Origin of the sequence: Streptomyces sp. M92 (assembly GCF_028473745.1) — a bacterium.
GTDB lineage: Bacteria > Actinomycetota > Actinomycetes > Streptomycetales > Streptomycetaceae > Streptomyces.
Genome location: NZ_CP101137.1, coordinates 2875697 through 2898083, shown reverse-complemented (window position 1 = coordinate 2898083; position 22387 = coordinate 2875697). Strand labels below are relative to the sequence as shown.

Here is a 22387-nt window from a genome sequence, read left to right as displayed (position 1 = left end):
GCTCACTTGTCCTTCGCGAGTTCGTACGTCCGGTCCTCGTCCGGGACCGTGGTGTCGCTGCCGGGCGCCACCAGCGCGAGCCGGACCCGCTGGGCGAACGACTCGGCGTAGGTGATGCGCTGGGCGTCGATGGTGGACAGGGCGAAGGTGATCGGGACGGCGTCGGTGGGTTCGCGGTCGCGGCTGTTCGCGTCGGGCTGCAGCGAGGTGAGGTCGCCGACGTCGATGACCTTGGCGTTCGTCACGATGATCTTGGACTGGGCGGGATCACCCTCCCGCTGCCCCTCGAAGGTGGCGTACACGTTGACGGAGGAGCCCGGTGTGATCTTGCCGGCGACGCCGGTCGCCGCGTCGATCATGATGGCGACCTCCTGCTGCCCCGGCTGCAGGGCGGGCTGCTTGACGATCATGTCGCTCTGCAGCAGTGAGCCCGCCTTCAGCTTCGTCACGGCGATCTTGCCGCGGACCTGGCCGAGATCCGTGACGGCGTTCTCCGACAGCCAGCGCTCGGGCATCTCGATCTTCTCGAACTGCCGCGCGTTCAGCGGCGTGTAGGGCTCGACGTCGTCCTTGAGCCGGTACGCGGTGACCTCGGGTCCGACCTTCGACTTCACGTCGTTGACGACGGACAGCACGCCGGCGAAGACGCCGAGGGCGCAGAGGACCGACAGGATCAGCAGGATGATGCCGCGGCGCTGACGGGAGTTCATGTGCCGTGCAACCTCATTGGGGGAATCGGTCGAGCCGGATCGGATGGCGGGGCGGGCGGGGCGGTACGGGCCTACCCCGGTGGCGGTACGGCCTACCCCGTGAGGGCGCGTCTCTCACGGCGCCGGCCGAGCGCGGGGCCACGGCGCTCACCGGGGCCCCCACGCTCACCGAGGGCGCGGCGCTCGCCGAGAGCCCGACCCCGGCCCGGGTCGGCGTCGTACTCCGGCGGCGTCGCGGAGCAGAACACGCACCGGTCGCCGATGACGTCGATGCCGCACCAGTGGCACCTGCTCTGCCGCACGGACGCGACCAACTGGTAGAGGACCGACAGGTCGGGCAGGTAGGCGCAGAACTCGGTCAGCTTGCCGGTCCCCCACCAGCCCGGGGAGTCGGCGGGCAGCGGCAGCTCGCGCAGGCCCTGCACCCGCCAGGACGGGGCGAGGGTGCCGGTGACCCAGTCGGGGGCGAGCTGCCCCTTGGCGACCAGCAGCCACGTCCCGAACTCGGGTCCGTCGAGGGCGGCGTCCGGCCCGATCCGCACCAGCTGCGGGACGGGGTGGGCGACGACGCCGAACTGGCTTCCCGGCATCCACGACCGGGCGTGCGACTTGAGCCCCACGGGGACGTGGTCGAGCCGGGCGACCGAGCCGAGGAGCGCGCCGGCGTGGATGTAGTGGGTGAGGAGGCGGCCGGCCGAGGCGAGGACGCCGGGGCTGAGGTCGCAGGAGGCGAGCTGGCGCAACTGGCGGGCCAGCACCGCGAGTCCGAGCGGGGGCAGCGGCGGCCGGAACAGGGCGATCCGGTCGGTCTCCAGGAGGGCGCGGACGGTGTGCAGCCGGCGTTCCACACTCTCCGGGAGGACCTGCGAGCACACCACGATCACGTGGCCGTGCTGCTCGACCAGCCCCTGCAACTCGGCCAGCACCTGCTCCAGCGGACGCTGGTCGACGTCCTGGAGCACGATCGCGGGCAGCGTCCGGTCGTCCTGCGGCGGCAGTGCCATGTCGGCACTGGTCACGGCAATGGCAGTTGGCACGCGCGGCTCCCCGTCTCCCCATGCCCGTCGGCGTGCCGGTGTTACTCCGACACACCCGGATGACTTCACTGCGTGACTACCTGAGCACTGTATCCACGCGTCTGTGACCGGAGAACAGCGTTTCTGTAGCTGTGGAACAACTTGTGTGGCACAAGTTGCGCCAAAACGGGACAGGTTGAGCATTTCTCGGTCACAGCTCGGGCGGCGCGCGGCCTCATCCCGGACGTCGCCAAGTCCGCGAGACGGTACAGAACTTGGTCCGTACCTACCTCTTGACACCTTCAATTGGTCTGGACCACCTTGTACCTCACTGCCCCCATCTCCCCACCGGAGGCCCCCATGGACCCCGTACGCCGACGCACCGGCAGACAGATCGGCAGACAGTTCGGCAGGCGGACGAAGTTCTGGGCGGGTGCCGTCACCGCCGCGCTCGCCCTGTCCGTCACCGCCGTCGGCCAGGCGTCCGCCGCCGACGTCAACAACGCGAAGAACGCCGGCTTCGAGGCCGGGCTGACCGGCTGGACCTGCTCGGCGAACAGCGGTACGACCGTCTCCTCCCCGGCACACGGCGGCTCCGCCGCGCTGAAGGCGACGCCGAACGGCCACGACAACGCCCGCTGCTCCCAGACGGTGAAGGTCAAGCCCGGCTCGACGTACGACCTGAGCGCCTGGGTGCAGGGCGGGTACGCCTACCTGGGCGTGACCGGCACGGGCACCACGGACGTCTCGACGTGGACCCCGGACTCGGCGTCCTGGAAGCAGCTGCGGACGACCTTCACCACCGGCTCCTCCACCACCTCCGTGACGGTCTACACGCACGGCTGGTACGGGCAGTCCGCCTACTACGCCGACGACCTGTCCGTCTTCGGCCCGGACGGGGGCGGCGGCGACGACGGCGGCCCCGAGCCCACGGTGCCGGCCGCCCCGGCCGGCCTGAGCGTCTCCGGTACGACCTCCTCCTCGGCGTCCCTCGCCTGGAACACGGTCTCCGGCGCCACCGGCTACAACGTCTACCGCGACGGCACGAAGGTGACGGCGGTGACCGGCACGTCGGCGACCGTGACCGGCCTCGCGGCCTCGACGTCGTACTCCTTCCAGGTCACGGCCACCAACGCGGCCGGTGAGTCGGCGAAGTCGGCGGCGGTCACGGCCCGCACCACGGCGCCGGACGACGGCGGCGGCGACGGCGGCGACCTGCCCAAGCACGCGGTGACCGGCTACTGGCAGAACTTCGACAACGGCGCGGCGGTCCAGCGGATCTCGGACGTCTCCTCCCAGTACGACATCATCGCGGTGGCCTTCGCGGACGCGACCGGCACCCCGGGCGCGGTGGACTTCAACCTCGACACGGCCGGCCTCGACGGCTACACGGTCGACCAGTTCAAGGCGGACGTCCGGGCCAAGCAGGCGGCCGGCAAGAAGGTCATCATCTCGGTGGGCGGCGAGAAGGGCACCGTCTCGGTGAACGACGCGGCCTCCGCCACCAACTTCGCGAACTCCGTGTACGCGGTGATGCAGGAGTACGGCTTCGACGGCGTCGACATCGACCTGGAGAACGGCCTCAACGCGACCTACATGACGCAGGCCCTGCGCGCCCTGTCGGCGAAGGCGGGCCCGGACATGATCCTCACGATGGCGCCGCAGACCATCGACATGCAGTCGACGTCGGGGTCGTACTTCCGCACGGCGCTGAACGTGAAGGACATCCTCACCGTCGTCAACATGCAGTACTACAACAGCGGCACGATGCTGGGCTGCGACGGCAAGGTGTACGCGCAGGGCACGGTCGACTTCCTCACCGCCCTGGCCTGCATCCAGCTGGAGAACGGCCTCGACCCGTCCCAGGTGGGCCTCGGCCTCCCGGCCTCCACCCGCGCGGCCGGCGGCGGCTACGTCGCCCCGTCGGTGGTCAACGCCGCCCTGGACTGCCTCACCAAGGGCACGAACTGCGGCTCCTTCAAGCCGTCGAGGACGTACCCCGACCTGCGGGGCGCGATGACCTGGTCCACGAACTGGGACGCGACGTCGGGCAACGCGTGGTCCAACGTGGTGGGTCCGCACGTGGACGCGCTGCCGTAGTTCAGGCCGACATGCCGTTCCCCTCGCCCCCGGAAGACGGGCGAGGGGAACGGCATGTCGCCGTCACCCCACCCGGGCCCGGCCTCTGCGGACGGCCCCTGCACCGCTCTTCCGCCCTGCTCACTAAAGTCGGACCCCTCGGCGAGTCAGGGGGAGCAACGTGACGTTGGCTGTGGGCATCTTCGACCTGTTCACCTACGGGATACCCGGCGCTCTGCACCTGTCCCTCATCCTTTACCTGCTCGCACGCTTGGAGATCCTTGACCTCGCGAGTCTGGCCTCGGCTCCGTCGGCACTGCAGTTGGTCGCGGCCGCCGTTGCCAGCTACCTTCTGGGCCACCTCACCTATCCATTGAGCGCCCTCCTGGACAAGCTGGCACCGAGCTGGAACTGGAGCGCCGACCACGCTCGGTCGGCCTTCGTGACCGCGGTACCCGAGGCCCGGGACCGACCCTTCGTGCACTCCGACATGCCGCTCCTGCTCGCGGCGGCGGAACTCCACGACAAGGAGGCAGCGAGCGAGATCACCCGGCTGCAAGGGGTCGCGTTGATGCTGCGGAACTCCGCCCTCGCCCTGACGTTCGCCTGCGTCGCGGCGCTGGCAGAACTCGCCGTGGGACCCGAGCGCGTATGGGCGGCGGTCTCCTCGGCACTGCTGCTCGCCGCTCTGATCGCCGCGGTCAGGCACGGGCGCCGCGTCCGGCACTGGGACCGCCTGAAGACGTTGGAGATCTGCTTCTGGATCCCGGGCATCGACGACAGCTTCGCCACCCGTCGGCCGGGACCCGGCTGAAGACGGCTCCCATACGGCCGGAGGCCGGTGGACACACGGGCCGTCGGCACGGTTCCCTCAAGGCGCCCCGTACGCCGCCGCGCTCGCCCTCGGCAGGGTCGCCCACATGCGTGTGCCGCCGCCGGGCTCCCTCGCCTCGCCGAAGCCCCACGTGCCGTCGCAGGCGCGGCAGACGCAGGCCAGGAGGCGGAGGGCGGCGCGGCGGCGGGTGTCGCAGGCGGTGGCCAGGTGGGGGCTGGTGTGGCGGGGGTGGCTGTCGTAGGCGATGACCCGGAGGGTGGAGAAGCGGTAGCGGAGGGTCAGGTAGTAGTCCACCGACTCCGTGAACCGGCACGCGACGGCGGTGAGTTCGCCGACCGCTTGCAGCGCCGGGTCCAGCATGTCGGTCAGGCCGTGCGTCCGGAGCACGTGGCGTGCGGTTGCCCTTGCCAGGGCGGGGCTGGAGAGGGCGGCGGGGAGGGTGAAGCTGTAGGCCAGGGTTTCGGGGATGGGGGGTGTCGGGTCCGCCGGGTAGGCGGGGGCGACGGGGCAGTGGGACGGGGGCATGGCGACTCCTTTGTCGGGGGCGGTCGGTGGCTCCGTCGCGCGGGCAGGCTTGCGCGATGCACTTCCAATCGCCGTGTGTAGCGTGTGCGGTACCGAATGTATCGACGCGAGTGCCTAATTTGGCACCATGAAGTGAAAAGTGCGCTCGATCGTGGGTGGCAGGCTGCTCACGACGGCAGGCGGAGGGAGCGGTGTGGGAGCGAGGACGTCAGCCACAGCACGTCAGAAACGGCTCGGGATCGAGGTCCGTCGCATGCGTACGTCGGCGGGGATGTCCGCGGAGTCCGCCGCGGGGCTGCTGGGGGTCGACCGTGGCACGATCTCGCACATCGAGTCGGGGGTACGGGCGGTCAGCCCGGAGCGGGTGCGCACCCTCGCCTGCAACTGCGAATGCCCGGACACCGAGTATGTCGAGGCCCTGGTGAGCATGGCAGCAGGCGGCCGGCGCGGGTGGTGGGAGAGGTATCGGGGATCCCTTCCCCAAGGGATGCTGGACATCGCGGAGTTGGAGGCGCACGCAGTTCGCATGCGGGCCGCCTACTCCATGCACATTCCAGGGCTGTTGCAGACCTCCGACCACGCGATGGCGGTCTTCCGTGTCGTCATTCCGCAATTGCCCGACCACGAGGTCGCCCTGCGCCTGGCACACCGCGTGGAGCGTCAGCAGGTGCTGGACGGCAAGGATGCGACGCCGTTCGTCGCCGTCGTGCACGAGGCGGCGCTCCGCATGCAGTTCGGTGGACGCCACGTCGCCAAGGCGCAGTTGCATCACGTCCTGGAGAAGTCGGAGCAGGAGAACGTGACCGTCCTGGTCATCCCCTTCGCCGCCGGCGCCTTCCCGGGGGCCGGACAGACCGTGCTGTACGCGGAGGGTCCCGTTGCCCAACTGGACACGGTGCAGATCGACAGCTCGCACGGGCCGGACTTCCTCCACGCCGACGCCCAGCTGGCGAAGTACCGTGCCCACCTGGACTGGATGGAGCGCATCGCCCTGTCGTCGGCGGCATCACGCGACTTCATCCGCGAGATCGCCAACGACCTCTGAGGAGATGCCTGATGAGCGACATCACGTGGGAAGACCCCTTCTGCGGCGAGGGGAACTCCTGCTTCCGCCTCGGCACAGACACCACCGGCAACGCCTACATCGCCATAGCCGGCGAGGAGGACACCCCCCTCACCGACAGCCGGGACGCCCTGCGCCGCATGATCCTCGACATCAAGGCGGGCAAGGCCGACCACCTCCTGTGAAGTCCGTATGAAACATTTCCCGGGGCCCACCGCATCAGTGAGGTGAAGGCAGTACACGACAGCGGTGAGTACGGGGGAACGCGGGTATGAGACAGGCGCGGGCGGACGAGTACGCCGAGTTCGCGGTGGCGCGGGCCGGCCACCTGTACCGGTCCGCCTGTCTGCTCACCGCCGGGGACACGCACCTGGCCGAGGACCTCGTCCAGGAGACCTTCGGGCGGCTGTACGTCCGCTGGGGACGCGTCTCCCGGGTGGGGAACCCCGCCGGGTACGCGCAGACCGTGCTCACCCGGGCCTTCCTCGCCCACCAGCGGCGGCGCAGCAGCCGGGAGCGGGCCACGGACGTGTTCCCGGACCTGCCCGGCGCCGGGGACGGCGACGCCTCGCTGCGGCTGACGCTGCTGGACGCGCTGGCGCGGCTGCCCGCCAAGGACCGGGCCGTGGTCGTCCTGCGGTACTGGGAGGACCGGTCGATCGAGGAGACCGCCGACGTCATGAACGTCAGCTCGGCGGCCGTGCGGACCCGGTGCTCCCGGGCGCTGGGCCGGCTGCGTGAACTGCTCGGCGAGGATCTCGCGGAGTACGCCAGATACTGACGTAACCGATCTCGTTCCCCCGTTCCCACTCCCCCACTTCGGCTCTCACTTCTCCCATCCATGCGGAAAGGGTGGTTCGCCATGCCCGAAAACCAGGACCAGGAAATCTTCGAGGAGCGGCTCTCCGCCGCCCTGCACCAGACCGGCGGGGGTTTCCACGCCGACGGTTCGGCCCTCGTCACCGGCGGGCGGGCCCGCGGGCGGCGGGCGCTGACGCGGCGCCGGGCCGGGGTGCTGGGCGGGGTGGCCGGGGTCGCGCTGGTCGGGGTGGGCGGGGCGATGCTGCTGCCGCAGGGGAACTCCGGCGGGCGGGACGTCTCCTCCGCGACCACCGGGGCCACGTCACAGCCCTCGGCCTCCGCCACGACGCCCGCTCCGCCTCCCGTCTCCGGCGACACCGTCCTCGGTCAGCTCAAGGAGCTGCTTCCCGAGGGCGAGTTCAGCCAGGAGGACGCCCGGGGGTCGGCCGACCAGCCCTCGCCGTACGCGTATGTCGTGTACGACGACGGGGAGGGGGCCGCCGCGATCAGCATGGGCCTGTATCGGGTGGAGCCGGGCAGTGCTCAGGTCCGCCAGCTGATGGAGTGTCCCGACGAGACGTTCGTCCCGCACGACTCCTGTTCCTCCACCCGCCTGCCCGACGGCTCGCTGCTGCGGCTGTTCAAGGGCTACGAGTATGCGGACAAGCGTGTCGACACCAAGCTCTGGTCCGCCGACCTGGTCACGGACCAGGGGCAGCACGTCAGCCTGAGCGAGTGGAACGCGCCCGCGCAGAAGGGCGCGCCCGTCTCCCGTGCGGAGCCTCCGTTGTCGGCCGAGCAGCTGAAGGAGGTCGTCACGGCCGAGGTGTGGCGCCAGGTCGTGGACGCGATCCCCCCGAACCCGAAGTCCGCCGCGCCCACCAAGGCCGCCCCGCCCGCCGACGAACCGCCTGCCCCCGTCTCCGGCAAGGACGCCAACGAGACGCTGGTCGGGCTGCTCCCGGAGGGGCTGGACGTGGTCAAGGAGGGTGGGCAGGAGAGCGGGTTCACCTACGTCGTCGTCGATGACGGGCAGGGTGAGAGCCTCGTCCAGGTCAACGTCCAGTACGGGATGGACGACGTCGCCGACCAGCTCTACGGCGGTGGGGAGGAGCTTCCCGACGGCACCCTGGTCAAGACCCGGCAGGGAATCGGCGACGACCGTGTCCCGGGGGTGCTCATGTGGACCGCCGACACCCTGCGGCCCGGCAAGGACGGCTTCCGTGTGGTGATCAGCGCCTTCAACAACGGGGCCGCGCACGCAGAGCCGTCCCGTGCCACTCCCGCGCTGACCATCGATCAGCTGCGGGAGATGGCGCTCAGCCCGGAGTGGGACAAGCTTCGGTAAGGACGGCGACGGTCCGGGCGGCGGTCAGAAGAAGCTGGCCCAAGGCTGGTCCCAGATCTCCTTCACGCACAGCACCAGGAACAGCAGGCCCGCGATCGTGAGCATGCCGTTGCTGAGCCAGCCGTTGCGCCACTCGGCCGGTGTGCGGGAGGAGTTGAGGAGCCAGACCAGGGTCAGGGCCAGGAAGGGCATGAAGGCCGCGCCCAGGACGCCGTAGATGATGACCAGGCGGAAGGGTTCGCCCTGGAAGAGCAGGACGATGGGCGGGAAGGTCAGCCACAGGAGGTACGCGCGGAAGGGCCAGGAGCGCTCGTGCTCACCGGTGGCGATCTCCTTGGCCTTCCCCGCCCGCTTGTCCCGCAGCCGGGACACGAAGTCGGCGAACATCAGGCTCACGCCGTGCCACACGCCGATGAGCGAGGTGAACGACGTGGCGAAGAAGCCGATCAGGAAGAACTTGGCCGTCACCGTGCCGTACTCGTCCTCCAGGATGTCGCCGAGCTGCACCAGGCCCTTGCCGCCGCCGGAGAGCGCGATGTTCGCGGCGTGCAGCAGCTCCGCGCCGACGAAGAGCATGGCGACGACGAAGACGCCGGTGGTGATGTAGGCGACCCGGTTGTCCAGCCGCATCACCTTCATCCAGCCGGTATTGGCCCAGCCCTTGGCGTTGACCCAGTAGCCGTAGGCGGCGAGCGTGATCGTGCCGCCCACGCCGCCGATCAGGCCGAGGGTGTTGAGGACGGAGTCCTCGCCGTCGGGGATGACGGGGAGGAGGCCGGCGAAGGCGTCGCCCAGGTTGGGGGCGACCCGGATCGCCAGGTAGACCGTCACCACGAACATGACGCCGACCAGGACCGTCATGACCTTCTCGAAGACGGCGTACTTGTTGAACCAGACGAAGACCAGGCCGACCACGCCGCAGGCCACGCCCCACCATTCGAGGTCCATCACGCCGGGGAAGAGGGCCTGCAGGGGCAGGGCGCTGGACGACATCGCCGCCGCGCCGTAGGAGAAGCCCCAGATCACGACGTAGACCGCGAAGAACCACGTCGTCCAGCGGCCCAGGCTGGCCCAGCCGTCGAAGAGGGTGCGGCCGGTGGAGAGGTGCCAGCGGCCCGCCGCCTCGGCCAGGGAGATCTTGACCAGGCAGCCGAGGACCGCCGCCCACAGCAGGGTGTAGCCGAAGTTGCTGCCCGCGATCAGGGTGGCCACGAGGTCGCCGGCGCCGACCCCGGTCGCCGCGACGACGATGCCGGGGCCGATGTAGCGCCAACTGGATTTGCGGGGTGCCGAGTCGGAGCCGTGGGGTGTCCCCGTGGCCCTGTCACTGGTGTTGCCCGTGGTGTCCGCCATGCGGGCCAAGAAAGCCCATGCCGGGCGACGGGACAAGAGGGCGTGCGGGGATCTTCACCCGAAGGTGCCCAACCCAGGCCCTACTTCGCGTCGGCTGCTTCCTGCTCCTCGGTCGTGTCCCGTTCCTCGGTCGTGTCCTGTTCCTCGGTCGCCTCGACCTCCGCCTCGCCGTCCTCGAAGTACGCGTCCAGGACCTCGTCCAGGGCGGCTTCCCACTCCTTGAAGCGGCTCCGGGACGTCGCCTCGATCTCGATCGGGTACCAGCGGCGGTCCGGCGTGTGCACCGTGACGGTGAACCGCTTGCCGAAGCGGCCGGTCTCCGTCTCGACGGCGCCGACCTCGTCCCAGCGGAACTCGCAGCTCTGGTCGTCGAGGGCGAGGCGTACGCCCTTGTGGTCGGCGACGATCCGGGCGCGGCGGTCGGCGGCCTCGAAGACGGGGCCGTCGGGGGCCTCGTCCTCTTCCTCCTCCGCTTCCTCCTCCGCGTCCCCGGCCTGGTCGACAGGTTCCGCCGTGGTCTCGTCCGCGTCGCGGACGGCCTCGGTCTCCTCCTCCGCCGGTCTCGCGTCCTCCGGCTCACCGGTCACGGGCGCGGTGAGCCCGGGGATGAATGCCGGGTCGAATCCGGCGCCTTCCAGGGGCTGGCTCGTCGATCCTCTGCGCTGCTCCACACCGCAGGAGTATGGTCGACAAACCTGTGCCCGACACAGCCAGCCCCCAACTTTGTTATAAGACGCCAACACGGGTCCCACGGCTCACAAGCTCACGGGCTCACGGGCTCACGGGCTCGCCCAGTTCACTCGTCCATGAACACGATCCTTCGCGACGGCGTCGCCACGCCCGCGCCCGCCGTCGTCGCCGCGCGGCCGGCCGGCACCGCGCGCTCGCGGCCCCAGGCGCGGATCTCCTCGATCTGCTCCGGGTTGACCCGGCTCAGGGGCACCGTGTTGGCGAAGGTGTCCAGGAGGAAGGACGGCCTGAGGCGCTCGGCGCCGCCGCAGCGGTACGCCTCCTCGCCCACGTCGTGCAGGGTCGACTCGATGTCGGAGCCCGCGAAGCCCTCGGAGAGATCGACGAGCCGGTCCACCTGCTCGGGCTCGGGGCCGACCTTCAGGTAGCGGCGGTAGTAGAGCTCGATGATCTCCCTGCGGTCCTGGCTGTCGGGCAGGTCGACGAAGAACAGTTCGTCGAAGCGGCCTTTGCGCAACAGCTCGGGCGGCAGGCTGCGGACGTCGTTGGCGGTGGCCACGACGAACGCCCGCGACCGTGACTCCTGGAGCCAGAACAGGAACTGCCCGATGATCCGCTGCGGTACACCGGACATGTCGTCCTTGCCCGCGAGGCCCTTCTCGATCTCATCGATCCACAGGATGCAGGGGGCCACCCGGTCCGCCATCGCCAGGGCCTCCCGGAACCGGCCCTCGGACTCACCCAGGTACTTGCCGTGGATGCTGGCCATGTCGAGCCGGTAGAGCGGGAGCTGCCACTCGTGGGCGACGGCCTTGGCGGAGAGGGACTTCCCGCAGCCGGGCACCCCCACCAGCAGGACGCCCCTGGGCGGCCGCAGCTCGGAGTCGCGCAGGTCGGCGTGCATCATGTCGTGCTTGCGGTTCAGCCACTCCCGCAGGCTGGTCAGTCCGCCGACGGTGTAGTCGCTCTCCTTCAGCTGGACACGTTCGAGGCCGGTCAGATTGCTGAAGATGCGGTCCTTGGCCTGGGCGAGGCCGAGGACGTCGGCCTTCCCGATCGAGCCCTTGGCCGTGATGGTGGCCATCAGGTTGATGCACTCGGCCTCGGTGACACCGCTCAGGAACTCGGCGGCGCGGCGGGTGTCGTTCTCGTCCCACTCGATGGGGATGTGCCCCCGGTGGTCGGCCAGGAAGCCGGCGAGGGTGCCGTACATCTCCTCGGCGTTCGGCAGGTCCAGCTGCAGGCTCATGCCGAGCCGCTGCAGCCCGCTCCAGATGGGCGCGTCCGTGATCAGGACGATGCTGCCCATGTTGTTGTCGGCGAGCCGGGCGAGTTCGGCGATGTGCCGGGTGACGGGGGTGTCGTCCTCCAGGTGGTCGGGGTCGACGAAGACGACGGTCGCGTTGGCGCGGCTGCTGAACTGGGCGGCGGCGAAGTCCATGGCCCCGGTCAGTGACCGGTCGTCCTGTACGGGTGCGTTGGTGCGCAGGTCACGCAGGCCGGTGGCCCTGGTGTAGATCCAGAACGGCATGCTGCTGCGGCGGTGCTGAAGGGCCGCGTCCCTCAGGAGGCGAAGAGCCCGCTGCTGCTCGATGGTGCGCATGCCGATCACTGGGACACGGGCGGAGATGTAGCTGTCCAGGTGATGCAGGCTTTCGTTGTAATTCGACATACGGGCCTTCGGATCGGTTTTCGGATGCCTCTGGTGCCTGCCCGGTCGCGGTTCTTCAGTCCGTGACGACGCGACGGCGGGGACGGTCTGCGGTGTGTGTCCGCGCCCATGGATCGGCCGTGCCGGTGTTCAAGGGCGAGAGCGTTGCGGTGAGGGCGTTGTCGCGGACCGTGCGGCGGCGTTGTTCCACCCAGCGGGGATCGGAGCCGTTCGCGGCGGCAAGGTCGTCCAGCCGGCGTTCCAGTTGCTGTTGGAGGTCCGTGATCTGGCCGTCGACGAGTTCACGGAACCTCGTCCTCAGTGTTTCGGGCAGGCCGGGGTGCCCCGCCACCGCCCGTACCGTCAGGAGTCCTGTCCGCGCCTGGGCCAGTTCGCGGCCCGCGGAGAATTCGTCCGGGGCGGCGAGGACCGCCTCGGTGAGCCGGTCGGCCCAGGACTTCAGCCGGGTGTCGAGGGCCTCGCCGAGATGGAGGGCGAAGCGCTCCCAGGTCTCGCCCGGGAAGTCCTCCTGGGCCAGCGGCGGCAGGGCAGCGGGGTCGGGGTTCTCCTCGGCGGCCCAGCGGCGCAGGAAGTCCACCCAGGTCTCGTAGGGGCCGCCGTGCCCCCAGTACGTGCTCACGTCACGCCGCCCGGCCTGCGGACGACGGTTTCACCGGGGGGCAGGGGTTCCCAGTCGGGCAGCCCTTCGGCGATCTTGCGCACCCGGCTGGTGGCGCGCTCTCCGGTGGGCCTGCGCGAAGCGCCCCAGGGCGAGTCCTCGGCGGGGGTGCCGGGCGTGGACCACTGGGGGTCTCCCGGGGGTCTGCGAGGCGGTGGCGGGACCGCCGGGTGCTGACCGGGTGCGGTGCTCATGACGCGGTTTCCTCCTTGGCCACGGTCCGGCCCTCGAACGGCGAGCCGCCCCGGGAGGCGGTGCCGAGGGATTTGATCAGCTCCCGGCACTGGGGCTCGACGGCGTCGGCGGCGCGCTGCTTGGTGTTCCAGTCGGTGAGTTCGGCGGAGGCCGCGCGCAGATGGTGCAGGGACTCCAGCTTGGCCTGCTGCAGGATCTGGCGGGCATTGTCCTGGAGGCGTTGCGCGGCCTGTGCGCCGTTGCGCAGGACGAGTGCCCAGACGCCTCCGACGACCGCGGCGGTGACCAGCGCGGTGGCGATGGAGAAGGCCCCGATGATCACCAGGATGCCGACCAGGACCAGGGCGGGCAGCGCCAGCTTCTTCCCCCAGGGGAAGGCGTATCCGGCGATGAACGGCTCCATGTGCTGGTCCCAGTGGGCGGACAGCGACACCTCGAGTTCGGTCAGCGGCCGAGTGAACGACCCGTGCCAGGGCGGCAGCTGGAAGGTCTGGGCGGCAACCGTGTACGCGGTACCGAACCGGGCCTGCACGTCCTGCGGCACGCCGGCCCGGTAGTCGCGGGTGAACCCGGCGTGCGCCTGCAGGAACCACTCCTGGCAGGCGGCGACGGAGAGCCGCTGGGTGGCGGGCGAGGTGCCGATGGCGGCCGGGTTGAGGGCGGCCGTGGTCTGCACGGTCAGGTAGTCGAGGGTCTCCTCGTACGAGGCGGAGTCCGCGTCGGCGGCGTGGCGGGCGGCGTCCAGGTCACCGCCGTGGTCGATCACCGCGTGGTTGAACGCCAGGTCGCGGCGGAGCGGCAGCTCCTCGTTGTCGTACTCGGAGACAAGCCGGTCGAGGATGTCGTCGACCGCGTCCTCCAGCCGGTCCGAGGGCTGGAACTCGCGGTCCATGAGCGCCCGGTACTTGTCGAGCACCACCTGCTGGGTGCGGGCCCGGGCCAGCACCCAGTCGAGTTGCAGCCACTGCGGGCAGACCTGGACGAGGCGCGGAAACTCGGCGGCCGCGGAGGGCTGCACGAGGGAGTCGATCTCCTCGCGCCAGCGGGTGATCTGCTTCTGCTGGCCCTCGGCGCTGTCCATGAGCGTCTCGCGCCAGCCGGCCAGGGTGTTGTTCAGCAGCTCACGTCCGGCGAGCCCGAAGGCGCCCTGGGCGATGGACTCCAGGATGACCGCGAACTCCCGGCCGAGCGCCGCCGGGTCCTGGGCGAGCAGGTAGTGGCGCAGCCAGCGCACGGACGCCTCCCTGCGGTTCTGGCGGCGCAGCACCAGGGCGAAGAACAGAGAGGTGCGGTCCGGTGAGCGGCGGAACGCCTCCTCCACCGCCTTCTCGCACAGCGTGCGGTCGTCGGCCGACCAGGACGCGAGTGCCACCAGGGCGGGTGCCAGCCAGTAGCGGGGCGTCTGGATCATCAGCTGGTCGCCGACCGTGCGGACGTTGTCCTCGGACACCAGCCCAAGGTCGAAGGCCTGGAGCATGCCGACGGCGGTGCGCCGTACGGTCTTGTGGTGGCCGAACTCGTGGTCGACCTGGTCCTGGATCACGCCGACGCGGGTCTCGGCGCGCTGGACGTTGGCGGTGAGCTGCGCGGTCCGGACGAACGCGAGGAACTCGTCGCGCAGATCCTTCAGTTCACTGCGGGTCTGCTGCTGGTTGACCTCGACGGCCTGTACCTGGCCGGACACGGAGCCGACCTGCTCGCTGAGTCGGACCACGAGGTTGCTGACCTGCTGCATTTTCTGGTGCAGCGCGTAGTCCACCTCGGACATTCGCTTCTCCGATCACATGGGTCTGTGGCGTGGTCACGCGGGTGTGGGATGTGCGGGGCTCAGGGGCGTACGACCGTCCCGTCGTCGAGGACCGGCAGGAGCAGGCCTCCGGAATAGACCTCGACGAAGGCGTAGCCGCCGGAGCGCACCAGCATCCGGGCGCCCGAGAACGGCTCGGGGACCGGGTCGGACGGGGCGAAGTGGCGGACGATAACCTGGAACAGGTTGAGTTGGTGGTCCACGTAGGGCGGGCCCAGGTAACAGCGGGCGAAGAAGCCGAGCGGGGTCTCGCCGTAGTTGGCCCGGTACTCCTCGCCGATCCACTGGGCCAGTTGCCTGCGGGCGTGCTCGTCCAAACCCGCGTCGAGGCGGCCCACCGCGTCGCGCAGGCCCTGCGGGCGCGGGGCGAGGCGCTCGCGGCGCAGTGGTGCGGCCGGGCCGGGCGCGCCGACGGTGCGGCGGGAGCCGGCCCCGGCGGTGGGGCCCTGGTCCGTGCGGCGCAGGGCGTCCGAGGAGGTGGACGGCGTCCCGGCCGGTCCGCCCGGCTGCACGATGCGACGAGGCCGCTCCAAGTGGCTCATGTGTCCCCCGACGTGAGTGCAGCGTTCCGCGAGAAGTGAAGAGTAATGACGTCGAGTCAATACTGCGAGTATTCACGCCACTTGTGATCCGAAAAACCCGCTTCGGACCCGAACTCGCCCCGCACTCGCCCCGTTCCCGCCCGGTTCACCCATGTCACGGCCCGGTACGGCTGACACACTGCCCGGCATGGGGTCGATCTACACGTTCATGGCGGGCATCAACAACTACCGGTCGGAGATCGCGACGCCGCTGGCGGGGTGCGTCAACGACGTCACCGAGGCCCAACGGCTGGTGACGGACCGGACGGCGGGCGGAGCGAAGGTGCGGACCGTGCTGAACGGCGCGGCGACCGTGGCCGCGGTCGAGGAGGGGATCCGCACGTTTCTGGGGGCTGCCGGGCCCGGTGACACGGCGATGTTCTGGTTCTCCGGGCACGGCTCGCAGTCGGCCGCCTCGGGCCCGGACCTGCTGGTCGAGGCCACCGGGTGGAACCAGGCGCTGGTGTGCGCGGACGGTCCGCTGCCGGACAAGCGGCTGGGCGCGCTGCTCGACGCGGTGGCCGCGGGCGGGGCCCACGTGGTGGCGGTGCTCGACTGCTGCTATTCCGGGGGCGCCACCCGGGGGGAGGCCCCCGAGGGGCTGACCGCGCGGTTCGCGCCGCCGCTGCCCGGCTGGCGGCCGGTGAGCGGGCGGGACCTCGCGCTGCCCGAAGGGCCCCCGCGGCATGTGCTGCTGGCGGCCAGCCGGCTCGACCAGTTGTCGTACGAGGGAGTCTTCGAAGGCCGGCGGCACGGGGCGTTCACGCACGCGCTGCTGGGCTCGGTGCAGGCGGCCGGGCCGGACGCCACCTACCGGCAGCTGCTGTCCGCGGCCGGTGCGCGGGTGCAGCGCTCCGGCAGCCGGCAGCGGCCGGTGCTGTTTCCCGAGGTGCCGGGCGGCACCGCGGATCTGCCGTTCCTCGGGGGCGCGGTCGCGGGAGTCGCCGGTGAGCATCTGCTGCGCTTCGCGGCGGACGGCTGGGAGGTGGACTGCGGCAGCGGTCACGGCCTGCGCGGCGGGGACGGTGCCGAGAGCACGGAGTTCGGCGTGGTCGGGCCGCGGGGGGCGGCGCCGGGTGCCGTCGTGCGGGCCCGCGTGGTGGGGGCCGACCGGACGCTGGTGGATCCGGTCGGCTGGGCTCCGGACACCGAGCGGGTGTACCCGGTGAGCCTGACCGCGCTGACCACCCCGCTCGCGACGGTGACTGTGGACGACACCGGCCGGCCCGGGGCGGCGGCCCGGCTGCGGGCGGCGGTGGCGTCGTACGGCCCCGGGGGCGGGCCCGCGCCGCTGGTACGGGTCGTGACGACGGCCGAGGAGTACGGGGACCTGCACGTCAGAGTGGTGGTGCGGGACACCACCGCGCGGGTTCTGGGGCGGGACGGGACCGAGTTCGTGAGGCCGCTGCCGTTCGCCACGGACGCCGACGCCCGGCGGGTCGTGGACTGCCTGTCGCATCTGGCCCGCTGGTACCAGCTGCGGGACCTCACCTCGCGGCCCTCGGTGCTGGACAACCTGGTGCAGGTGGAGGTCGTCCCCTGGGACGCGGCCGACGACCGGGCCCTCCTGCCGGACGGGAGCGGTGACCTGGTCTGCTCGTACGCGCCCGACGGCGCACGCGGGCCGCGGGAGCCGTGGGTTTCCATCCGGCTGCACAACCGTTCGCCGCACCGCTCGCTGTGGTGCGTGCTGCTCGACCTCACCGACCGCTACGCCGCCGACCCCGCGCTCTTCCCCGGCCACTTCATCGGCCCCGGCAGCACCGGCTACGCCCTGGACGGCGACCCCGTGCAGCTGTCGCTGCCGGTGGGCCGGGCGGCCGTACCGGGGGCCGAGTGCCGGGACTGGCTCAAACTCATCGTCGCCGAGGGCGAGCTGAGTACGGCGCCGTTCCGGCTGCCGGCATGGGACCCGGACGGCTCGGGGAGCCGGGAGGCCGACACGGCGGGCGGTCCGGACGCCGAGGGGGTGCTACGGTTCGAAGCCCCCGCGACACCGGCCGGGGATCGTGAGGCCGGCGCGGTGACGCAGGGTGCGCCCGGACGGTGGGCGACCCGCACGATCGCGGTGCGGACGGTCGTACCACCGCTGCCGACGGCGGCTACTGGCCGAGGTGTGTGAACCCGGCCCAGGCACTCAAGTCGTCCGGGTCGATGTGCCGTGCCCGTTCGGCGAGCCGGGCGGGCAGGCCGGGGGGCAGTTCGCGCTCGGGGTCCAGCATCCACAGCTGGGCCCGGCGCAGCGCCTTGGCGGGCGGTTCGTCCTCGGTGCGCAGGAAGTGATGGGTCAGGAACATCAGGACCGAGGTCGCGTCGTCCGGGACCGGCCACAGCGAGCCGACGACCGAGCGGGCGCCGGCCACCAGGAAGGAGGTCGCGAGGCTGTACGCCTCGTTGTGCCCGCGCCCCGACACATGGCTGCGGCATGCGGCGAGCAGCACCAGCCCGAGCCTGCCGCGCCCCCCGCCGACCGCGTCGGTCAGCTCTTCGGCCGACAGCTCACCGCCGTGCAGGGAGAGATGGGCGGTTCGCCCGGCGGTGCGCGCGACGGAGGCGTGACAGGCGAGGTGCAGCACGCCGCCCTCCACCGCGTGGTCCGGGTCGTCCGGGTCCGCGCCGGTCAGCCAGGACAGCACCTCCTGCGGGGTACCGGGCCCGTCGGCGGCGCCGTCCTCGCGCCGCCCGAGGAACCGGCCGCGCGGGTAGAAGGCCCGCTGTACGGCGTCGGCCTCCGCGCCCGCCCACCCGAGATCTCCGGTGGGGTTGCCCACGACGAGCGCGGCCCCCGAGTGCGCGGCCTCCGGCCGGTCGGCCACGTCGCACAGCAGGCGCGCGGAGGCGGCGTACGAGATTTCCGCCTCGTGCAGCGCGTAGTGGCGCCGTCCGCCCGGCTCCAGCTCCCAGGCCGCGTGCCAGGGCACCAGACCCAGTGTCCCCATCGGTACGAACACCAGCCGGGGCGCCCGCCCGCTCCGGGTGGCGAAGACGTCGAGCAGCGGCCGCATCCCGGCGTACCAGGCCCATCCGCACAGCCGGTCGAGCCGCTGCCGCAACGACGGGGTTCCCGGCCGGGCGGTCGCCTGGGCCCATCCGGGGACGGGCCCCATGTCCCGCCCGTCCGGCCCGGGCTCGCCGAGCCGGAGGGCGCCGGGTGCCGGTGCGTGGACGTACTCGCGCAGTGGTGCCGCGTGCTCGGTGAGGGTCGGCAGGGGCACGGAGTGCACGGCGCCGGTGGTGGTGACGACGACGGCCGTGCCCGGGGTGTCGTCGCCGGCCGGGACCAGGTAGACGAGGGCGTCCTTGCGCAGGGTGCGCAGCGCGGCGGCGATCTCGTCCGGCGCCGGAGGTTGCAGGAGGCGGTCGTGCAGCAGGTCACCGCCCGTGAGGGCGGCCAGGACCCGGCGGCGCAAGGCGCTCGGGACGGCCAGCGGCGCCTGCACGGAGGCGAGCGGGTCGGCGGGTGCGGCGGCGAGACCCGCGGCCCGCCACTCCTCGGCCAGGGCGTCGTGGCCCGCCGCGACGAGACGTTCGGGCACCGTACGGGACGTGGTCGCCGCGTGCAGGAGAAGGCCGCGGCAGGCGTCGAGGGCCTGGACGGCCTCGTCCAGGGCGTGGTCGCGCAGACACCAGCCGACGATCTCCAGGGCCGTCGTGGTGGCCTGCTTCACGGCCTGCGCGGCGTGCTCGGTGCCGGACTGCAGCAGCGCCGCCCAGGCGAGCCCGCGCAGCGCGTCGAGCCCGGTGCGGCGGCCCGTGCCCTTGTCGTCGCGGCGCAGTTCCCCCCGGGCGCGGTAGGCACGGCCGAGGGCGAGCCCGGCGGCCGCGTAGAGCCGGTGCTCGGGGCCCCCGGCGGCCCCGAAGGCGGACTCCAGCAGGGTGATGCCCTGAGCGAGGTGGCGGGCGCGGGCCGTGGGGAATCGCTGCACCTCGGCCAGTGCGCAGTGGCCCGAGCCGAGGCAGTAGGCATAGCGCAGCCAGCTGTCACTGCCCTCGTCGACCAGGTCGTAGGCCTCTTGGAGCAGCTCCATGGCCTCCGTGAGCCCGCTCGCGTCCCGGGCCCGCAGGAACCGGGTGATGCCGTTGTCGCCGAGTACCCAGGCCCGGTGGTCGCGCGGCAGTTCACGTGCCGCCCGTCGCAACTGGGCCGTCGAGGGACGCCCGGTCAGGGGTGGTGCGGGCGACGCGCCCAGTTCGTCGGCGAGGCGGTCGCGGGCCGAGCGGGCGTTCTCCAGCAGCGTCCACAGCTCGATGCGTGTCGAGTCGTCGGGGTCGAGGTCCGCGTGCACGGCTTGCAGCTGGGCGATGTGGTCGTCGGCCGCCGCGAGGTCGCCGCGCTGGACGGCGGTCTGGGCGTCGAAACCGGCCTGCTGGGCGGACATGACCCGGCGGTGATAAGGAGTCAGGCGGGGGTCGTCGCGCAGCTCGCGCCACAGTGCGCCGGCCGCCTCCATGTCGTCGGCGGCACCGGCGGTCTGCCCGCGGTAGGACATGGCGGCGAACCGGAGAAGGCCCACGCCGTGCCCGAGACCGTCGTCCGCGCCCCCCGCCGCACCCGCCGCCTCGGCCTGCGTGAGGTGGTCGAGGACCGCGTCCATGCCGCGGCCCGAGCCGCTCAGCTCCTCGCGCAGCCGGGCCTGGGCGACGACGGCGTGCGCCTTGCGCTGCCAGGCCGGATCGTCCTTTCTGTGGGACAGGACGAAATCGATCAGTTCCGCCCTCTGCGCCTCGGTGACGTGCGTGCCGTGCGGGTCGAGGAGCAGGCCGTGGGAGAGCAGGTTGAGGGCGAAGAACGCGCGTTCGCTCCCCTCTTCCAGGGCCGCGAAGCGCTCGTACCCCAGGTCGAAGGCCTCCGCCCCCCGGGCGATGCCGTCGATGCCCTTCATGATGCCGGGCAAGTCGTCGTCGGTGTCGCTGAAGTCCAGGAAACCGCGCCCCTCAACGATGTCGTCGAGCATCCCGAGGTAGGTGCTCCTTGCGTTCTCGACGCGCATCGCTTCCGGGATGTCCTCCGGGGTTCCAGGAGAGATGCCATGGTCCTGCTCCAGAGTGAGCCAGGCCCAACCGCCCATCCCCTGGGCCATCTTGTGCATACTGCCGGTGACGTCCTCTTCCTGGAGGATCAGCGCGCAGGCCTCGGTGACGTCGTGGAGCCGCAGCGGATCGGGGTCCTCCCGGTACCGGCTCAGCTGGAAGACCGCGAGGAACATGGCGGTGACGGTGACCACGCCGTCGCGTTCCGGCGTCCAGATGTCCATCGCCCGCCGGATCAGCCCGATCGCCCGGTCCTGAGCTGCGCCGTCGCCCCGCGCACTCGCCCGCTCGTACAGCAGGCGCCCGAAGCTGTCGAGGAAGACCGGGGTGAGCCGCTCGACATCGGCAGGGTCGGCGAGCAGTCCGGTCAGCTCCACCTCGGCCGCGGCGGCGTGTGCCTGGTCCTTCCAGTGGGCCCAGATGAGAAAGCGGATGAGGGCGCTGCGGATCCCGACCTCCCAGGCCCAGGACGGCTGCTGTCCGGTCACCTGCCGCGCCTCGAGCAGCGCGGTGCCGAACTCCTCTCGGGCCCGCTCCAGTTCATCCCGGTCGGTCCGCGCCCTGCCGTGCACCATGAGGGCGACGCCCAGGCTGTAGCGGACGAGGGGGAGATCGCTGGTGGGCAGCCCGGCGTCGAGCACGGCCCGGTAGTGGACTGCCGCGGCCTCGGCGTCCGCCGGGTCGCGCAGCAACTCGCTGCGTTCCAGGTGGAGATAGCCCCGCGCCTCCGTCAGGTCGACGGCCTCCTCGCTGCCGGGCTCCAGCATCCCGGCCACCGCCTCGTGCCGACGCAGGGCCTCGTCGACAAGCCCGACACGCTGCGGGACGGGCCCGTCGCAGTGCAGGTAGCGCTGCTTGGCGCAGGCCGCGAGCAGTTGCCGCCCCAGTCCCCTCACGAGGTCGTGCTCGGCATCGTCCTCGGGCAGCGCCGCCATCCCTGCGGTGAGCAGCTCCCACACCGCCTCGAGGAGTTCCGCACCGGGTTCGCTGTCGTACTGGAAGGCCCGGACGTGCCCGAACATGATCCGCCAGGCTGCCCAGTCCCCGCCGTCTCCGGGTGCCTTGAAGGCGAGTTCGAACGCCTGGGCCGCCAACCGGAGGTCGTCCTCGTCGCCCTCCGTGACCAGGTGCAGCCGGTAACTGAGTTCGCCCGCCAGTGCGCACAGCGCGGGCGTCTCCGGGTCGCCGGACTCCATCGTGGCGAGGGTGTCGAGGAGCTCTTCGCGCCTGCCACGGAGTTCGGCGACGACGGCGTCGTCCGGGTTCGGGGCTTCAACGGTCACGGGGCGAGCTTTCCAGGTTTCTCGTGAACGCACGCCGTCAGGGCGCGAGTTGGACGTAGTAGGGCAGCAGCACCGAGTTGAGCCAGTCCCGCCCCTCGGCCGTGTCGAAGTCCACGGCGCCGTCCTCCTCGCAGAGCAGCGCCCCGTCCCGGCAGCGGTCGCCGAACAACACCACCGTCCGGTCCGCCGGTTCCCGCTTGGACGACCACACCAGTCCCTGCGCCCACGGCTCGGTGTGACGGCGGATCCAGTGCGCCCAGTCGCGGGTGTACGGGTATTCCTGGGCCTCCGTGTGCACGAGCCAGGTGTCCTGGTGCACCGCGGCCAGGTCCCGCGCGCTCATCAGGGGCAGCACGCACAGGTCGGCGGTGAGCCGCAGCGTGCTCAGGCGGCGCCCCTCGACGGCGGCGCGTTGCAGCAGCCGGGGCCCGCCGAGGGGGTCGAAGGGCAGCGAACGCAGCAGCGTCTCGCACACGGCGGCGGCCGCACTCAGCCCCGTGTACAGGTAGCCGTAGGGATCGTGCGTGGTGGCGTCGAAGCGGCCGCCTCCGTACAGACAGTGCGAGGGCTTCGGGTTGAAGTCGGCGGCGCCCCGGTGGGAGCCGTGGACGCGGTACAGCAGGGTGCCGCGGGCCAGCGTGACCTTGCCGGGGTCGCCGGTGAGCTCCTCGGGCGGCCGGTAGTTGGGCACGGCTACTCACTCTCCCCTGAGCACGGCACGGCTAGTAGTCACTCTCCAT

19 protein-coding genes are annotated in these 22387 nt (G+C 71.5%); 7 read left to right on the top strand and 12 right to left on the bottom strand.

Annotated elements, in window-relative coordinates:
• Positions 1 to 2: 2 nt before the first annotated feature.
• Positions 3 to 710: a Flp pilus assembly protein CpaB gene (gene cpaB / locus M6G08_RS13320; protein WP_272587372.1), complete on the bottom strand. Its 708-nt coding sequence runs from the start codon at positions 708 to 710 to the stop codon at positions 3 to 5.
• Positions 711 to 802: 92 nt separating this feature from the next.
• Complete coding sequence (locus M6G08_RS13315; RefSeq protein WP_272591332.1) at positions 803 to 1714, bottom strand: eL19 family ribosomal protein; 912 nt, start codon at positions 1712 to 1714, stop codon at positions 803 to 805.
• 372 nt (positions 1715 to 2086) lie between these two features.
• Here M6G08_RS13315 and M6G08_RS13310 point away from each other — a divergent pair, with 372 nt between their 5' ends.
• Together M6G08_RS13310 and M6G08_RS13305 are read left to right on the top strand one after the other, a co-directional pair.
• Entirely contained in the window at positions 2087 to 3826 is a 1740-nt protein-coding gene (locus M6G08_RS13310; protein ID WP_272587370.1) for a chitinase, read from the top strand.
• Positions 3827 to 3986: 160 nt separating this feature from the next.
• Positions 3987 to 4619 carry a hypothetical protein gene (locus M6G08_RS13305; protein WP_272587369.1) on the top strand — a complete coding sequence of 211 codons (633 nt, stop codon included), beginning with the start codon at positions 3987 to 3989 and terminating at the stop codon, positions 4617 to 4619.
• 57 nt (positions 4620 to 4676) lie between these two features.
• On the opposite strand, the gene M6G08_RS13300 is transcribed toward M6G08_RS13305, so the two are convergent.
• Entirely contained in the window at positions 4677 to 5165 is a 489-nt protein-coding gene (locus M6G08_RS13300) for an ATP-binding protein (RefSeq protein ID WP_272587368.1), read from the bottom strand.
• Between the two features lie 193 nt (positions 5166 to 5358).
• Here M6G08_RS13300 and M6G08_RS13295 point away from each other — a divergent pair, with 193 nt between their 5' ends.
• The 4 genes from M6G08_RS13295 (at position 5359) to M6G08_RS13280 (ending at position 8377) form a co-directional block, all read left to right on the top strand.
• On the top strand, positions 5359 to 6210 hold the full coding sequence (locus M6G08_RS13295) for a helix-turn-helix domain-containing protein (protein ID WP_272587367.1): 852 nt from the start codon (positions 5359 to 5361) through the stop codon (positions 6208 to 6210).
• An 11-nt stretch (positions 6211 to 6221) separates the two neighbouring features.
• Positions 6222 to 6413 (top strand): hypothetical protein, encoded by a 192-nt coding sequence (locus M6G08_RS13290; RefSeq protein ID WP_210957697.1) that lies wholly within the window; start codon positions 6222 to 6224, stop codon positions 6411 to 6413.
• Positions 6414 to 6499: 86 nt separating this feature from the next.
• Entirely contained in the window at positions 6500 to 7009 is a 510-nt protein-coding gene (locus M6G08_RS13285) for a SigE family RNA polymerase sigma factor (RefSeq protein WP_272587366.1), read from the top strand.
• 81 nt (positions 7010 to 7090) lie between these two features.
• Positions 7091 to 8377: a hypothetical protein gene (locus M6G08_RS13280; protein ID WP_272587365.1), complete on the top strand. Its 1287-nt coding sequence runs from the start codon at positions 7091 to 7093 to the stop codon at positions 8375 to 8377.
• 24 nt (positions 8378 to 8401) lie between these two features.
• Here the strand turns inward: M6G08_RS13280 and M6G08_RS13275 are convergent, their stop codons facing one another.
• From M6G08_RS13275 to M6G08_RS13245, 7 genes are all read right to left on the bottom strand, one after another.
• A complete protein-coding gene (locus tag M6G08_RS13275) occupies positions 8402 to 9730 on the bottom strand; it encodes an Nramp family divalent metal transporter (RefSeq protein ID WP_272587364.1) in 1329 nt (442 codons plus the stop codon).
• 80 nt (positions 9731 to 9810) lie between these two features.
• Positions 9811 to 10401, bottom strand: coding sequence for a hypothetical protein (locus M6G08_RS13270; RefSeq protein ID WP_272587363.1), 591 nt, complete (start codon positions 10399 to 10401; stop codon positions 9811 to 9813).
• Positions 10402 to 10526: 125 nt separating this feature from the next.
• Positions 10527 to 12092 carry an AAA family ATPase gene (locus M6G08_RS13265; RefSeq protein WP_272587361.1) on the bottom strand — a complete coding sequence of 522 codons (1566 nt, stop codon included), beginning with the start codon at positions 12090 to 12092 and terminating at the stop codon, positions 10527 to 10529.
• A 55-nt stretch (positions 12093 to 12147) separates the two neighbouring features.
• Positions 12148 to 12711, bottom strand: a complete 564-nt coding sequence (locus tag M6G08_RS13260) for a DUF4588 domain-containing protein (protein ID WP_272587360.1) — start codon at positions 12709 to 12711, stop codon at positions 12148 to 12150.
• Complete coding sequence (locus tag M6G08_RS13255) at positions 12708 to 12944, bottom strand: hypothetical protein (RefSeq protein ID WP_272587359.1); 237 nt, start codon at positions 12942 to 12944, stop codon at positions 12708 to 12710. Before M6G08_RS13255 ends, M6G08_RS13260 begins: the two co-directional genes overlap by 4 nt.
• Complete coding sequence (locus M6G08_RS13250; RefSeq protein ID WP_272587358.1) at positions 12941 to 14713, bottom strand: hypothetical protein; 1773 nt, start codon at positions 14711 to 14713, stop codon at positions 12941 to 12943. The genes M6G08_RS13255 and M6G08_RS13250 overlap by 4 nt, the downstream gene beginning before the upstream one ends.
• 59 nt (positions 14714 to 14772) lie before the next feature.
• Complete coding sequence (locus M6G08_RS13245) at positions 14773 to 15294, bottom strand: hypothetical protein (protein ID WP_272587357.1); 522 nt, start codon at positions 15292 to 15294, stop codon at positions 14773 to 14775.
• Between the two features lie 187 nt (positions 15295 to 15481).
• Between M6G08_RS13245 and M6G08_RS13240 the strand changes: the two genes are divergently transcribed.
• Positions 15482 to 17455: a caspase family protein gene (locus M6G08_RS13240; protein WP_272587356.1), complete on the top strand. Its 1974-nt coding sequence runs from the start codon at positions 15482 to 15484 to the stop codon at positions 17453 to 17455.
• On the opposite strand, the gene M6G08_RS13235 is transcribed toward M6G08_RS13240, so the two are convergent.
• Together M6G08_RS13235 and M6G08_RS13230 are read right to left on the bottom strand one after the other, a co-directional pair.
• Positions 17436 to 21647, bottom strand: coding sequence for a CHAT domain-containing protein (locus M6G08_RS13235; protein ID WP_272587355.1), 4212 nt, complete (start codon positions 21645 to 21647; stop codon positions 17436 to 17438). The genes M6G08_RS13240 and M6G08_RS13235 overlap by 20 nt on opposite strands.
• A 37-nt stretch (positions 21648 to 21684) precedes the next feature.
• Positions 21685 to 22338 carry an RES family NAD+ phosphorylase gene (locus M6G08_RS13230; RefSeq protein WP_272587354.1) on the bottom strand — a complete coding sequence of 218 codons (654 nt, stop codon included), beginning with the start codon at positions 22336 to 22338 and terminating at the stop codon, positions 21685 to 21687.
• Positions 22339 to 22387: the final 49 nt, after the last annotated feature.